The sequence below is a fragment of the Streptomyces justiciae genome (assembly GCF_015163075.1).
In the GTDB taxonomy this organism is placed as follows: Bacteria; Actinomycetota; Actinomycetes; order Streptomycetales; family Streptomycetaceae; genus Streptomyces; species Streptomyces justiciae.
In genome coordinates, this window is record NZ_JADDXU010000006.1 from 442,202 (window position 1) to 456,824 (window position 14,623).

The 14,623-nt window shown below is 71.1% G+C and carries 11 protein-coding genes and 1 riboswitch; of the genes, 1 reads left to right on the forward strand and 10 read right to left on the reverse strand.

From position 1 onward, the window contains the following. Positions 1 to 48: 48 nt before the first annotated feature. A complete protein-coding gene (locus tag IQ210_RS19900; RefSeq protein ID WP_194080388.1) occupies positions 49 to 777 on the forward strand; it encodes a ZIP family metal transporter in 729 nt (242 codons plus the stop codon). A gap of 17 nt (positions 778 to 794) precedes the next feature. On the opposite strand, the gene cobI is transcribed toward IQ210_RS19900, so the two are convergent. From cobI to IQ210_RS19950, 10 genes are all read right to left on the reverse strand, one after another. Further along, complete coding sequence (cobI, locus tag IQ210_RS19905) at positions 795 to 1,541, reverse strand: precorrin-2 C(20)-methyltransferase (RefSeq protein WP_194080389.1); 747 nt, start codon at positions 1,539 to 1,541, stop codon at positions 795 to 797. Next, positions 1,526 to 2,968: a cobyrinate a,c-diamide synthase gene (locus IQ210_RS19910; protein ID WP_194080390.1), complete on the reverse strand. Its 1,443-nt coding sequence runs from the start codon at positions 2,966 to 2,968 to the stop codon at positions 1,526 to 1,528. Before IQ210_RS19910 ends, cobI begins: the two co-directional genes overlap by 16 nt. After that, the gene (gene cobO, locus IQ210_RS19915; RefSeq protein WP_194080391.1) at positions 2,968 to 3,567 is read right to left on the reverse strand and encodes a cob(I)yrinic acid a,c-diamide adenosyltransferase; all 600 of its coding nucleotides are present in this window, start codon (positions 3,565 to 3,567) and stop codon (positions 2,968 to 2,970) included. Before cobO ends, IQ210_RS19910 begins: the two co-directional genes overlap by 1 nt. Beyond that, a complete protein-coding gene (locus tag IQ210_RS19920; RefSeq protein ID WP_194080392.1) occupies positions 3,567 to 5,558 on the reverse strand; it encodes a putative cobaltochelatase in 1,992 nt (663 codons plus the stop codon). The genes cobO and IQ210_RS19920 overlap by 1 nt, the downstream gene beginning before the upstream one ends. Next, a complete protein-coding gene (gene cobN, locus IQ210_RS19925; protein ID WP_194080393.1) occupies positions 5,555 to 9,211 on the reverse strand; it encodes a cobaltochelatase subunit CobN in 3,657 nt (1,218 codons plus the stop codon). The genes IQ210_RS19920 and cobN overlap by 4 nt, the downstream gene beginning before the upstream one ends. Continuing rightward, positions 9,208 to 10,716, reverse strand: a complete 1,509-nt coding sequence (locus IQ210_RS19930) for a cobyric acid synthase (RefSeq protein WP_194080394.1) — start codon at positions 10,714 to 10,716, stop codon at positions 9,208 to 9,210. Before IQ210_RS19930 ends, cobN begins: the two co-directional genes overlap by 4 nt. After that, positions 10,713 to 11,654, reverse strand: a complete 942-nt coding sequence (locus IQ210_RS19935; protein ID WP_194080395.1) for a cobalamin biosynthesis protein — start codon at positions 11,652 to 11,654, stop codon at positions 10,713 to 10,715. Before IQ210_RS19935 ends, IQ210_RS19930 begins: the two co-directional genes overlap by 4 nt. 113 nt (positions 11,655 to 11,767) lie before the next feature. Next, a riboswitch (cobalamin riboswitch) is annotated at positions 11,768 to 11,908 on the reverse strand. A gap of 160 nt (positions 11,909 to 12,068) precedes the next feature. Beyond that, positions 12,069 to 12,290 carry a hypothetical protein gene (locus tag IQ210_RS19940; RefSeq protein ID WP_059197252.1) on the reverse strand — a complete coding sequence of 74 codons (222 nt, stop codon included), beginning with the start codon at positions 12,288 to 12,290 and terminating at the stop codon, positions 12,069 to 12,071. Positions 12,291 to 12,315: 25 nt separating this feature from the next. Next, positions 12,316 to 13,560, reverse strand: coding sequence for an inorganic phosphate transporter (locus IQ210_RS19945; protein WP_194080396.1), 1,245 nt, complete (start codon positions 13,558 to 13,560; stop codon positions 12,316 to 12,318). 154 nt (positions 13,561 to 13,714) lie between these two features. Beyond that, positions 13,715 to 14,464 (reverse strand): lysozyme, encoded by a 750-nt coding sequence (locus IQ210_RS19950; protein ID WP_194080397.1) that lies wholly within the window; start codon positions 14,462 to 14,464, stop codon positions 13,715 to 13,717. Positions 14,465 to 14,623: the final 159 nt, after the last annotated feature.

The following is a 14,623-nucleotide window of genomic DNA, read 5'->3' on the forward strand; positions in this document are numbered from 1 at the left end:
GGGGTTCTGGATGTGCGCGAACGGGCCCGCATCGGATACCAAGGGCCTATGGCGGTGTTCGTCGCGCTCGGCGCGTTCCTGATGACTCTGGCCGGGGGCTGGACGGCACAGCGGGTGACCGACCGCCGTCACCTGGTCCTCGGCCTGGCCGGCGGCCTGATGCTGGGCGTGGTCGGCCTGGACCTGCTGCCGGAGGCGCTGGAGGCGGCGGGCACCGAGGTGTTCGGCGTACCGGCCGCGCTGCTGCTGTTCGTGGCCGGCTTCCTGATGGCCCATCTGGTGGAACGTCTCCTCGCCGCCCGCCAGGCCGCGCACGGCGGCGAGGAGCGGGACGCCCGGGTCCCCGAGGTGGGCCTGACGGCCGCCGCGGCGATGGTCGGCCACAGCGCCATGGACGGCGTGGCGATCGGCGCGGCCTTCCAGGTGGGCGGCGGCATGGGCGCCGCGGTGGCCCTCGCGGTCATCGCCCATGACTTCGCGGACGGCTTCAACACGTACACGATCACGAGCCTGTACGGGAACGCCCGGCGCCGGGCGGTGGCGATGCTGGTGGCGGACGCGGCGGCACCGGTCGTGGGCGCGGCGTCGACCCTCTTCTTCACGATCCCGGAGAAGCTGCTCGGCGCGTATCTCGGCTTCTTCGGCGGCGCGCTCCTCTATCTGGCGGCCGCCGAGATCCTCCCCGAGGCCCACCACGAACACCCCGCCCGCTCGACCCTGCTGTGCACGGTCGCGGGCGCGGCGTTCATCTGGCTGGTGGTGGGCATCGCCGACTGAGCCCCTGACCGGGGGTGTCACAGCTTGCCGCCCCGCCCGCCGTCACGCCGGGCGGGCGCGATGAGCGTGGAGAGGTAGGGGAGCGGGGCGCCGTCGAGCTCGGCGGCCGGCCGCACGGACTCCTCCGGCAGCCCGAGCGCCGACCCCCACACGGCGTCGTCGATCCGCCCGGTCTCCCGCAGCGCCTCGGCGACCTCCTGGGCCTGCCGCCCGAACTTGTACGCGACGACGGTCCCGGGCCCGGCGAGGGCGTCCTTGAGCGCTTGGGCACCGGCGGTGACGGGCACGAGCGTCAACGGCTCGGTGCCCTCGGTGAGGACGGCCCCGGAACGCGCGGCGAGATCCTGCATGGCGGTGATACCGGGCACGGTCTCCACGACGGTTCCCGGCACCAGTTCGGCGATGGTCTGCGCGAGATAGGTGAAGGTGGAGTAGACGTTGGGATCGCCGATGGTGGCGAAGGCGACGGTGCCGTGCTCACCGAGCAACTGGGCGACCCGCTCCCCGGCGGCGTCCCAGGCGGCCTCGCGCCGCCCCCGGTCGGTTCGCTCGTTGAGAGCGAAGACCACCCGGACGACCTTCTCCTGCCCGACGTAATGGAGAACGGTGGCCTCGGCCCGCCCCCGCTCCCCGGTGTCCATCACGGGTACGACGACCACATCGGCGGCACGCAGTGCGTTGACGCCCTTGACGGTCACCAGCTCCGGATCGCCGGGACCGACCCCGACTCCGATCAACCTGCTGCTGCTCATGACGTCCGGCACCTCTCCACGAACCGACGGGCCACACCGGGCTGCGACGCCCAGTGCGTGTGCAGATAACTCGCGTGCACACCTTGTTGTACGAAACCTTCGACGCGCCGCGCAGGGGCGCGCACCCCCCATGCGGGAGCCGCCCCCGCCCCGGGCTCCACGACGGTCCGGTGAAACTCGTGCCCCCGCATCCGCGTCCCGGCGACGGCGAGCGAACTGTCGCTGACGGCCACCGCGTCCCGGTACCCGAGCGTGAGCCGCTCGCTCATCCGCGCGGAGGCATCGAGCACGCCGCACATGGGGAGCCCGTCGAGCTCACGACAGAGGTAGAGCAGCCCGGCACACTCGGCGGCGACGGGCGCCCCACCGAGGGCGAGCTCGCTGACGGCCTTGCGCAGGGGCTCGTTGGCGGACAGCTCACTGGCATACACCTCGGGAAACCCACCACCGATGACCAACCCGCCTGTTCCTTCGGGCAGTTGCTCATCACGCAGCGGATCAAAGGTGACGACTTCGGCCCCGGCGGCGGCGAGCAACTCGGTGTGCTCGGCATAGGAGAAGGTGAACGCGGGCCCACCGGCGACGGCGACGACGGGGTTACGCGGTTCGGTGCCGCCTGCGCCTCGCTCCTCGATGCCGTCCGAGTCGACGTCCGTGCCTCGCTCTTCGACCAACCGAGTCGGGTGGTGGGTGGGCGAGGCGGGGGTCCAGGGGGCGGAGCCCCCTGGTACGGCACCCGCAGCGCGGGCAAGCGCCTCCAACGCCTCCAGATCACACCCGTCGGCAACCTGCGCCCCCATAGCCGCCACAGCCTCAAGCGCCGCCCCCCGCCGCTCAGCGACCGGCACCAACCCCAGATGCCGAGAGGGCGTATCCACCTGAGCCACCCGCCGCAGTACCCCGAGCACAGGCACCCCGGCCGACTCCAACGCCTCCCGCAGCAGCTCCTCATGCCGATCGGACGCGACCTTGTTGAGGATCACACCCCCGACCCGCACCTCCGGATCCCACGAAGCGAACCCGTGCACCAGCGCAGCCACCGACCGAGACTGCGAAGAGGCGTCGACGACAAGAACGACCGGCGCCCCCAACAGCTTCGCGACATGAGCGGTGGACGCCAGTTCACCTTCCCCCGCCGCCCCGTCGTACATCCCCATCACACCCTCGACGACGGCGATGTCACACCCACGTGCCCCGTGCGCGAACAACGGCCCGATCAACTCCGGGCCACACAGATACGCGTCGAGATTCCGCCCCACCCGCCCCGTGGCGAGCGAGTGATACCCGGGGTCGATGTAGTCCGGCCCGACCTTGTGCGGAGACACGGCAAGCCCCCGCGCGGCGAACGCGGCCATCAACCCCGTGGCGACGGTGGTCTTCCCACTGCCCGAGGAGGGCGCGGCGATGACCAGCCGAGGGACGGAGACGGAGGAGGACATCACCACTCGATACCCCGCTGCCCCTTCTGCCCGGCGTCCATCGGATGCTTGACCTTGGACATGTCGGTGACGAGATCGGCGAAGTCGACCAGCTTCTCGGGGGCGTTGCGCCCGGTGATGACGACATGCTGGGTCCCCGGACGGTCCCGCAGAACGGCGATCACCTCATCGGTGTCCACCCACCCCCAGTGCATGGGATAAGCGAACTCATCCAGCACATAAAGCCGGTACGTCTCGGCGGCGAGGTCCCGCTTGACCTGCTCCCAGCCCTCCCGGGCCTTCTCCTCGTTGTCCATCTGGGCGTCCCGCTGCACCCAGGACCACCCCTCGCCCATCTTGTGCCAGTCGACGGACCCGCCCTCACCGGAGGCGCCCAGCACCCGCAGCGCGTTCTCCTCGCCGACCTTCCACTTCGCCGACTTGACGAACTGGAACACCCCGATGGGCCACCCCTGGTTCCAGGCCCGCAAGGCAAGCCCGAAGGCAGCGGTCGACTTGCCCTTGCCAACTCCCGTATGCACAACCACCAAGGGCCGATTACGACGCTGACGGGTCGTCAGTCCATCGTCCGGCACCACACTCGGCTGCCCCTGAGGCATTACGCGGCCCTCCTCTGTACGTCCTTGACCAGCCCGGCGATGGAGTCGGCCCGCAACTCGTCGAGCGTCACCGCCGTACCCCCCAACTCACCCGCCAACTGCCCGGCGAGCCCCAGCCGCACGGGCCCGGACTCGCAGTCGACGACGACGGAGGCGACCCCGTCCGCGGCGAACAACCGGGCCGCCCGCTGGGACAGCGCGACCGGCTCGGGCCCACCCGTGGCCCGCCCGTCGGTCACCACGACCACCAGCGCCCGCCGCGCCGGATCGCGCAACCGCTCGACCCGCAGCACCTCGTGCGCCTTCAGCAGCCCGGCGGCGAGCGGCGTACGCCCACCGGTCGGCAGCGACTCCAACCGGGCGGCGGCGGCGTCCACGGACGACGTAGGCGGCAACGCCACCTCACCCGCCGTCCCCCGGAACGTCACAAGCCCCACCTTGTCCCGCCGCTGATACGCGTCGAGCAGCAGCGACAGCACGGCACCCTTCACGGCACCCATCCGCTGCCGAGCGGCCATGGACCCGGAGGCGTCCACGACGAACAACACCAGGTTGCCCTCACGCCCCTCCCGAGTTGCCTGCCGCAGATCGTCCCGGCGCAGCACGAGCCCAGGCCCGGACCGGCCACGAGCCCGCTGATGCGGGGCGGCGGCCTGCACGGTCGCCGCGAGATGCAGCTTCGTCAGCGCACCCCGAGGGCGACGCGCCCCCGTGGTCCGCCCATGCTCGGTCCGCGCCCGCGAACGCCGCCCCGCAGCACCGTCCCCGAGCCCCGGCACGCTGAGCACCTTGGTACGGAACGGCTCCGAAGCCCGTACGGCGGACTGCTCACCGCCACCGGCACCGCCGGCCTGCGGCTCCCCGCCCTCCCCGGCCTCGGGCTGCGCCGCGCCCCCGGAGTCCCCCTGCGACCCGTCGTCCGGCGTCGGCTGCCCGCCACCCCCGCCGGGCCCGTCCGGGTCGGGATCGTCCTCGCCCTCGCCGCTGTACTCCTCCAGCGTCTGGTCGAGCTTGTCCTCGTCAAGTCCCGGCGCGTCAAAGGGATTACGCCGCCGCCGGTGCGGCAGCGCGAGCAGCGCGGCCTGCCGTACGTCCTCGGCGAGCACGTCGGTCCGCCCGGCCCACGCGGCCAGCGTGGTGGCGGTACGCGCCATGACGATGTCGGCCCGCATGCCGTCCACCTCGAACGCGGCACAGGTCGCCGCGATCTGCCGCAACGCCCCGTCCCCGAGCCGCACCGACGGCAACAACTCCCGCGCCGCGACGACCCGTTGCCGTACGGCGGCCTCCTCGTCGGCCCAACGTGCCGCGAAAGCCGCCGGATCGTCGTCGTACGCGAGCCGCCGCCGTACGACCTCCACCCGCTGGTCGGGCTCGCGCGAGGCGGCCACCTCGACGGTCAGCCCGAACCGGTCGAGCAACTGCGGCCGCAGCTCGCCCTCTTCGGGGTTCATGGTCCCGACGAGCAGGAACTTCGAGGCGTGCCGTACGGAGACACCCTCGCGTTCCACGTACGAGGCGCCCATGGCGGCGGCGTCGAGCAGCAGGTCGACGAGATGGTCGTGCAGAAGGTTGACCTCGTCGACGTAGAGAATCCCGCGGTGCGCGTCGGCCAGCAGGCCCGGCTCGAAGGCCTTCACGCCCTCCGCCAGCGCCCGCTCGATGTCGAGGGCACCGACGAGCCGGTCCTCGGAGGCGCCGACGGGCAGTTCGACCATGCGGGAGGGACGCGACGTGCCGGGACCAGGCTCGTGCGGACCGTCCGGGCACGAGGGATCGGGAGCGGCCGGATCACAGGAGAAGCGGCAGCCCGCGACAACCGGCACCTCCGGCAGCAGCGCCGAAAGCGCCCGCACCGCCGTCGACTTGGCGGTGCCCTTCTCGCCGCGGACCAGCACACCGCCGACCGCCGGTGACACGGCGTTCAGCAGCAGCGCGAGCCGCAGATCGTCCTGGCCGACGACGGCCGTGAACGGAAACGGGGTACTCACTGGTCGTCGCCCTCCAGGTCGCCTTCGAGCTCCAGGTACGTGGCGCGCAGCCGCTCCAGGGTGTCCGCGTCCGGCTCGGCCCACAGTCCGCGCTCGGCGGCCTCCAGCAGCCGCTCGGTGATGCCGCGCAGCGCCCACGGGTTGGACTTCTTCATGAAGTCCCGGTTCTCCGGGTCGAAGACGTACTCCGCGCTGAGCTTCTCGTACATCCAGTCGTCGACCACGCCCGCGGTGGCGTCGTAGCCGAAGAGGTAGTCGACGGTCGCCGCCATCTCGAAGGCGCCCTTGTAGCCGTGCCGGCGCATGGCGGCCATCCAGCGGGGGTTCACGACACGCGCCCGGAAGACGCGGTGCGTCTCCTCGCCGAGCGTGCGCGTCTTCACCTGGTCCGGGGTGGCCGAATCGCCCACGTACGCCTCGGGGTTGGCGCCCGTCAGATGCCGCACCATGGCGACCATGCCGCCGTGGTACTGGAAGTAGTCGTCGGCGTCTACGAGGTCGTGCTCGCGGGTGTCGACGTTCTTCGCGGCCACGTTGATCCGCTTGAAGGCCGTCTCCATGTCCCCGCGCGCCGCCCGCCCGTCCAGCCCGCGCCCGTAGGCGTAGCCGCCCCACACCGCGTACACCTCGGCGAGGTCCGCGTCGGAGCGCCAGTTGCGGGCGTCGATCAGCGGCAGCAGACCGGCGCCGTACGCGCCCGGCTTGGAGCCGAAGATACGGGCCGTGGCGCGCCGCCGGTCACCGTGCTCGGCGGTGTCCTCGTCGGCGTGCGCCTTCACGAAGTTGCGGTCGACGGGCTCGTCCAGCTCGGCCACCTTCCGCACCGCGTCGTCGATCAGCCCGACCACGTGCGGGAACGCGTCCCGGAAGAACCCGGAGATGCGGACGGTGACGTCGATGCGCGGACGCCCCAGCTCCTCGAGCCCGATGATCTCGAAGCCGGTCACCCGGCGCGACGCCTCGTCCCACACCGGGCGGCAGCCCAGCAGCGCCAGGATCTCGGCGATGTCGTCGCCCTGGGTGCGCATCGCGGACGTACCCCACACCGTCAGCCCGACGGACTTCGGGTACCCGCCGGTGTCGGCCAGGTACCGCTGGACGAGCGAGTCGGCGAGCGACTGCCCGACCTCCCAACTCAGCCTGGAGGGAATGGCCTTGGGGTCGACCGAGTAGAAGTTCCGCCCGGTCGGCAGGACGTTGACCAGGCCACGCGTCGGCGAACCCGACGGGCCCGCCGGGACGTAACCACCGTCGAGCGCCTTGAGGATGTGGTCGATCTCGTCGGTGGTGCGGGCGAGCCGCGGTACCACCTCGGTGCAGGCGAACTCCAACACGGCCACGCCGTCAGGGAGTTCGGTCCCGAGCACACCCCGCAGCACGGCCGGGGCGACCGCGATGTCCCAGTCCCGTGCCTCCATGCCCTCCGCGACCCGCCGGCACAGCTGCTCCAGCAGGTCGATCGCGTCGGCGGCGCTCCGGGACGGGCCCTCGACCAGCTCCGTCAGCTCGACCGGCACCTTCACCGGCGCACCCGGCTCGGCCAGCAACTCCTTCTCGCTGAGCCCGAAATGGGCCGCGAAGGAAGCCCGGAGCCCCGGCAGCGCGTTCGCCTGCCCGCCCCACACCTGCGAGGCGCGCAGCACCGCCAGCACGAGGTTGACCCGCGCCTCACCGACTGGCCCGCCGCCGAGGATGTGCAGACCATCCCTGATCTGCACGTCCTTGATCTCGCACAGATAGCCGTCGATGTGCATGACGAACTCGTCGAAGTCGTCGTCGTCCGGCTGGTCCTCGACATGCAGGTCGTGGTGGAGCTCGGCCGCCTTGACCAGCGTCCAGATCTGCGCCCGCACGGCCGGCGCCTTCGTCGGGTCCAAGTCCGAGACGAGCGCGTACTCGTCGAGGAGCTGCTCCAGCTTGGCGAGGTCGCCGTAGGTGTCGGCCCGCGCCATCGGCGGCACCAGGTGGTCGACGACGGTGGCGTGCCCGCGCCGCTTGGCCTGGGTGCCCTCACCGGGGTCGTTGACGATGAACGGGTAGATCAGCGGCAGGTCCCCGAGCACCGCGTCCGGCGCACAACCCCCGCTGAGCCCGAGGCCCTTGCCCGGCAGCCACTCCATCGTGCCGTGCTTGCCCATGTGGACGATCGCGTCGGCACCGAAAGAGTTCTCCAGCCAGCGGTAGGCCGCCATGTAGTGGTGCGACGGCGGCATGTCCGGGTCGTGGTAGATCGCGATCGGGTTCTCCCCGAAGCCGCGCGGCGGCTGGATCATCACGACGACGTTCCCGAACTGGAGGGAGGCGAGCACGATGTCGTCCCCGTCGACGTAGAGGCTGCCCGGCGGCTCGCCCCACGCCTCCAGCATGCCGTCCCGCAGCTCCGGGTCCAGCTTGTCGAACCACGCCCGGTAGTCGGCCAGCGGCACCCGCGCGGGCGCTGCGGCCAGCTGCTCCTCCGTGAGCCACTCGACGTCGTGGCCACCGGCGTTGATGAGCCGGTGGATCAACTCGTCGCCGCCGGACGGGTATTCGGTGAGCGAGTACCCCGCCTGCTTGAGGGCGTCCAGCACCCGCACCGCCGAGGCGGGCGTGTCCAGACCGACCGCGTTGCCGACCCGCGAGTGCTTCGTCGGGTACGCGGTGAAGACGAGCGCGAGCTTCTTCTCGGCGTTCGGCTTGTGCCGCAACTGCGCGTGCCGTACGGCGATCCCGGCGACGCGCCCGGCCCGCTCGGGATCGGCGACGTACACGGGGACGTCGTCCGGCCCCTGCTCCTTGAAGGAGAACGGGACGGTGATGATCCGCCCGTCGAACTCGGGGATCGCGACCTGCATCGCCGCGTCCATGGGGGAGAGGGCGGCGTCGGACTCGTCCCAGGCCGCCTTGGACGACGTAAGACAAAGCCCTTGCAGGACCGGCACGTTGAGCTCGGCGAGCGCGCCGATGTCCCAGGCCTCCTCGTCACCGCCCGCAGAAGCCTGCGAGGCGTGCGTGCCACCGGCGGCGAGGACGGTGGCGACGAGAGCGTCCGTCCTGCCGAGGATCTCGTACAGCCCGGCGTCGGCCCCGCGCAGCGAACCGCAGTACACGGGAAGGGCGTTGGCGCCACGCGCCTCGATCGCATCGCAGAGAGTGTCCACGAAGGCGGTGTTGCCGCTCAGCTCATGGGCCCGGTAGAAGAGCACGCCGACGGTCGGGCGGCCCTCGACGAAGGCACGGTCGCCATGGACGCCGTACTCCGGCATCTTCTGCGGCTCCAGGAACCCCTCACCGGTCAGCAGCACGGTGTCGGAGAGGAACCGCGCGAGCTCGGTGAGGTTGGCGGGCCCGCCCTCGACGAGGTACTTCAGCGCCTCGGCCACGACACCGGCGGGCACGGACGACTCGGCCATCAACTCCGCGTCCGGCACGGCCTCGCCGCCAAGGAGCACGGTCGGCACACCGGACGCCCTCAGCGCGGCCAGTCCGTCCTCCCAGGCCCGCTTGCCACCGAGCAGCCGGACGACGGCGATGTCCGCGCCGTCGAGGAGACCGGGCAGCTCCTCGGCCACGTCCACGCGGGTGGGATTGCCGATCCGGTACTCGGCACCGGAGGCGGCCCGGGCCGCCAACAGGTCCGTGTCGGCGGTCGACAACAACAACACAGTGCTCATGCGGGCGCTCCCGGTGGAATGAAAGGCAGTCCTTGCGGCGCGCCCGACTCGATGAGCCGCCAGAGCGCGTCGGTGTCCGCGTGCTGTTCGATCAGGTCGCCGAGCCGGTCGAGCTGCTCCTCGCGCAGCGCGGCGAACGAGGTGTCGGGCGCCGGCACGAACCGGCGGCCCGTGGCGGCGGCCACCTCGCGCAGGAAGGCCCGCCGGAAGCCGTCCGACTCCAGCGAGCCGTGCCAGTGCGTGCCCCAGGTCTGGCCGACCCGGATGCCGTCGAGGAAGGGGGTCCCTCCGTGGATGTCGGCGACCCCGTGATGGATCTCGTACCCCGTCACCCGCTCCCCGAGTGCCTCCCCCTCAGGCCGGGTAAGGATCTTCTCGGGGGCGAACCGAACCCTTAGGGGCAGCACCCCGAGCCCCTCGACATGCCCCTGCCGGCTCTCGACCTCGTCCTCGATGTGCTCGCCGAGTACCTGGAAGCCACCGCAGATGCCGAGGACGGGCCGCCCTTCGGCAGCCCTGCGCTTGAGGGCGTCCGCGAGCCCTCGCTCATGCAGCCACTCCAGCGCCCGCACGGTCCCGCGCGTCCCCGGGATTACCACCAGGTCGGCGTCGGCGAGCTCCTCCGGCCGGTCCACGAACCGCACGACGACTCCGGGTTCGGCAGCGAGCGCGTCGACGTCGGTGAAGTTGGACATCAACGGGACGGCACACACGGCGACCCGCAACACGTCCTCGCCGACGGGCGGCGCGGTGTTCGACTCCCGCACGGTCCCTCTGAGGGAAACCCGTAGACCGTCTTCCTCATCGATACCGAGGCCGTGCTGGAAGGGCAGGACGCCGTACGTGCGCCGCCCGGTGAGCCCGTGAAGCATGTCGAGCCCGGGTTCCAGCAGCGAGACGTCCCCCCGGAACTTGTTGACGAGGAACCCGGCGACCAGCTTCTGGTCCTCCTCCGAGAGCAGCGCGACGGTCCCGAAGAAGGAGGCGAACACGCCACCGCGGTCGATGTCCCCGACCACCAGCACCGGAAGCCCGGCATTGCGGGCGATCCCCATGTTGACGATGTCGGTCCGCCGCAGATTGATCTCGGCCGGGCTGCCGGCCCCCTCACAGATCACCGCGTCATACGTGCCCCGCAGTTCGGCGAGACAGTCGAGCACGGTCCCGAGCAGCTTCTGCTGCCGCCCCCCGTGATACCCGCGCGCGCTCATCTCACCGACGGGCTTGCCCATCAGCACGACCTGGCTGCTCTGCTCCCCACCGGGCTTGAGCAGCACGGGATTCATGAGCGCGGTCGGCTCGACCCGACAGGCCTGCGCCTGCATGGCCTGAGCCCGCCCGATCTCCGCACCCTCCCTCGTCACGAACGAATTGAGGGACATGTTCTGCGCCTTGAAGGGCGCGACCTTGACCCCCTGCCGCACCAGCCACCGGCAGATCCCGGCGGTGACGACACTCTTCCCGGCGTCGGAGGTGGTCCCGGCGACGAGCAGTCCACCACTCATGACCTGCGTCCCTTCATGACGAAGCGCGCGGCGACCCCGACGCCGAGCGCGAGCAGCCCGACGCGCCGGGACAGCCGTACGGCGCGCTCGATGTCGTGGGTGGCGACGGCCCGCCCGGCCTGATTCAGGACGGGCCGGTGCTCGACCCGCCCTCCGTACGACAAGGTCCCCCCGAGCCGCACCCCGAGCGCCCCCGCGAACGAGGCCTCGACGGGCCCGGCGTTGGGACTCGGATGCTTGCCGGCGTCCGCCCGCCAGGCGCGCACGGCACTGCGCGGATCACCACCGGTCACGGTCGCGAGTACGGCGGTGAGCCGCGCCCCCGGCCAGCCGGCGAGGTCGTCGAGCCGGGCCGAGGCCCATCCGTACCGCCGGTACCGCTCGGACTTGTGCCCGACCATGGCGTCGAGGGTGTTGACGGCCCGGAACCCGAGCAGCCCCGGCACACCACCGACGGCCCCCCACACGAGCGCGCCCACGACGGCGTCGGAGGTGTTCTCGGCGACGGACTCGACGACGGCCCGGGCGATCCCGTCGGCATCGAGGGCCTGCGGATCACGCCCGCACAGATGCGGCAGCCGAGCACGAGCGCCCTCGACATCACCCGCCTCCAAGGCCCGCCCGATGCCCCGCGCCTCCCGCGCGAGCGAGGTTCCCCCGACGACGGCCCAGGTGGCGGCGCCGGTCAGCACGACGGAGGCGATACGGGAAGGACGTACGACTCTCTGCGCGAGGGCACCCAGCCCCACGGCACCCCCGACACACACGGTGGTGTGCAGCGCCCCCCACCCACGGTGGTCGCGCCATAGCACCTTTTCCACGGCACCGGCGGCCCGCCCGAACGCGGCGACCGGATGCCCCCGGCGCGGATCACCGAGCAGCAGATCCCCGACGAGCCCGGCGGCGGCGCCGTACGCGAAGACGCGATCGGCACACATCGGCTCAGCCGGCCGTGGGGTCGGGCAGCGACCTGGTGGCTGTCCGGGTGCTGTACCTCAAACGGCAGGCGAGCATGGCGATATGTCCTCACTCAGGGTGTCCACGCCCTGGTTCGACGAGACCGGCGGTGGGAGTTCCTGGCTCCCGGGGCTACCTACCCCGGTGACAGTGGCGGGACCGCGCCGGATTCACACCGGACTTCCTCCCTGGCCGCCGTACTTGGCCCCGGCAGTCCACCACGCCCCCGGAAGACCCGTCAACTCGCTGTTGACCTGCGAGAGCGGAGTGTGCAGAACCCCACATCGGCGGGGCGACGCGGACCTGGAACGTGGGGTCGGGAACGCGAAAGCGCCCTGTTCCGTAACCCCCTTCAGGGGGCCCGGAACAGGGCGCGAAAATCGTCGAGGCGGGTGTTACGCCACGATCAGATAGATGCCGTACCCCACCGCCGCCGCGCACGCGGCGAAGCAGGCGTACGCGCCGGTCACGGCCAGCGCCGCCGAGCCGCCCGCGGCCGAGGCCCGTTCCTGGCGGGACAGGCCCATGATGCCGAGGGTGAAGAGGGCCACGAGGGCGACGGTGACGACGAGGCTGACGCCGAAGACGGAGCCCAGTGCTTGCCAGTCGATCTTCATGTTGCTTGCTTTCCTTCGCTGGGACTCAGACCGCGGCCGCCGGCGGCGCCGCCGGCTCCGTGGTGGCCGCTGCCGGTGCCGGGATCGTGGCGCTCAGGTCGTCCGCCACCGTGCCCGCCGGGGGCGGAGTCACGGCCGCGATCGCCGTGGTGACCACGCCGGCCGGCTCGTCGGTGTCGTTGACGTTCGACGCGTCCACGACCTCACGGCGCGAGATCTTCCAGATGGCCGCGCTGGACGCGATCAGGAAGACCGCGACGACCGCCGTACCCCAGTCGCCGAGGTCGCACACGGACTCGGCCAGCGCACCCACCAGGGCGGCCGCCGGGAGCGTGAGACCCCACGCCACGAACATCCGCGTCGCCGTCGACCAGCGGACCACGCCGCCCTTGCGGCCGAGACCCGCGCCCATCACCGAACCGGAGACGGAGTGCGTGGTGGAGAGGGAGAAACCGAGGTGCGAGGAGGCCAGGATGACCGTCGCCGCGCTGGTCTGGGCGGCGAAGCCCTGCTGCGGCTGGAGGTCGGTCAGGCCCTTGCCCATCGTGCGGATGATGCGCCAGCCGCCCAGGTACGTGCCGAGCGCGATGGCCAGACCCGCGGAGAGGATGACCCAGGTGGGCGGGTCGGAGTCGGGCGCGACGGCGCCGCCGGCGACGAGGGCCAGGGTGATGATGCCCATCGTCTTCTGCGCGTCGTTCGTGCCGTGGGCGAGGGAGACCAGGCCGGCCGAGGCGATCTGGCCCGCGCGGAAGCCCTTGGCGGCCGACTTGCCGTCCGCCTTCTTGCCGAGGGAATAGGAGAGCCGGGTGGCCAGCATGGCCGCGATGCCCGCGACCAGCGGGGCCGCGATCGCCGGGATCAGGACCTTGGTGACCAGGACGTCACCGTGGACCGCGCCCGTGCCCGCCGAAGCGATGGTGGCGCCTATCAGACCGCCCATGAGGGCGTGCGAGGAGCTGGAGGGGAGTCCGACCAGCCAGGTCAGCAGGTTCCAGAGGATCGCGCCCACCAGGGCCGCGAAGATCACCTCAGGACGTATGCCGCTCTCGTCGACGAGACCCTTGGAGATCGTGTTGGCGACCTCCACGGAGAGGAAGGCGCCCACAAGGTTGAGCGCGGCGGACATGGCCACCGCGACCTTGGGCTTGAGTGCACCGGTCGAGATGGTCGTGGCCATCGCGTTGGCGGTGTCGTGAAAACCGTTCGTGAAATCGAACGCAAGTGCGGTTACCACCACAATCGCGAGGATCAGCGAGAAGTTTTCCATTTACCCAGGCAATCGTTCGAGCGTCATTGGCTCGTTGAACGTAGGTAACCAGGGTGAACGGAAGATGAACTGAGGCGGGCCGCACGGTGTCCGGAACCGAGGGTTTTCCCTCCGATGTCGACGGCACCCACCGCGCGGCCCGTGCACCGCACGGTCACGAGCCCCGGGCGAACTTCCTCAGTTGTGCCGCCGAGCCGTTGAAGAGATTCTGATCACCCGGCAGGCCGCCGCTGTTGTCGTACTGCCAGATCGTCCAGTACGACCATCCGTTCGGCAGTGATCCGGCGTCCGCCGTGTTGTAGCGGGCCACCCACAGCGCGTGATTCGCGGCGAAGGCGCGGCTGCCGCCGGTGCAGACGTTCCACCAATGGGCGGTCGTGTAGATCACCGGGCGCCGGCCGGTGAGCCGCTTGACCTCGTTGCTGAAGGACTTGATCCAGTTGACCATCGCGGCCTTCTTCAGGCCGTAGCACCGGTGCTTGGCGTCGTACGGGTTGTATTCGATGTCGAGCGCCGGCGGCAGAGTCCAGCCGTCCGCGCTCCAGCCGCCGCCGTTGTTCACGAAGTACTGCGCCTGCGCCTTGCCCGACGACTTGTCCGGCAGTGCGAAGTGGTACGCGCCGCGGATGAGTCCCGCGTTGCGCGAGCCGTTGTACTGCTGGTCGAAGTACGGGTTGCGATAGGTCCGGCCCTCGGTCGCCTTGACGTAGACGAACCTGGCGCCCTTGCTCTTCGCGCTCTGCCAGTTGACGTTCTTCTGGTGCGAGGAGACGTCGTGCCCCTTCGGCTTGCCCGCCGCCGCGGCCGGGAACTCGGCCAGTGCGGTGCCCGAGAGGGCGAGCGCGGCCACGGAGGCCGCGAGGACGCGGCCGCGATGACGGGACGGTTTGCGATCACGAGCCATATTTCCCCCCGGAATGGCGACGTGCACGACAAATCAGGCAGCGAGATTACTGGAAGATCAGGGAACGCTCGGTGATGTCTGGCCAAGCTGCGCAAGAGGGTGATGTATCCGTATATGCGCACTTCCGGACGCCGTGCCTCCGCCCTAAAGTGCCCCGGC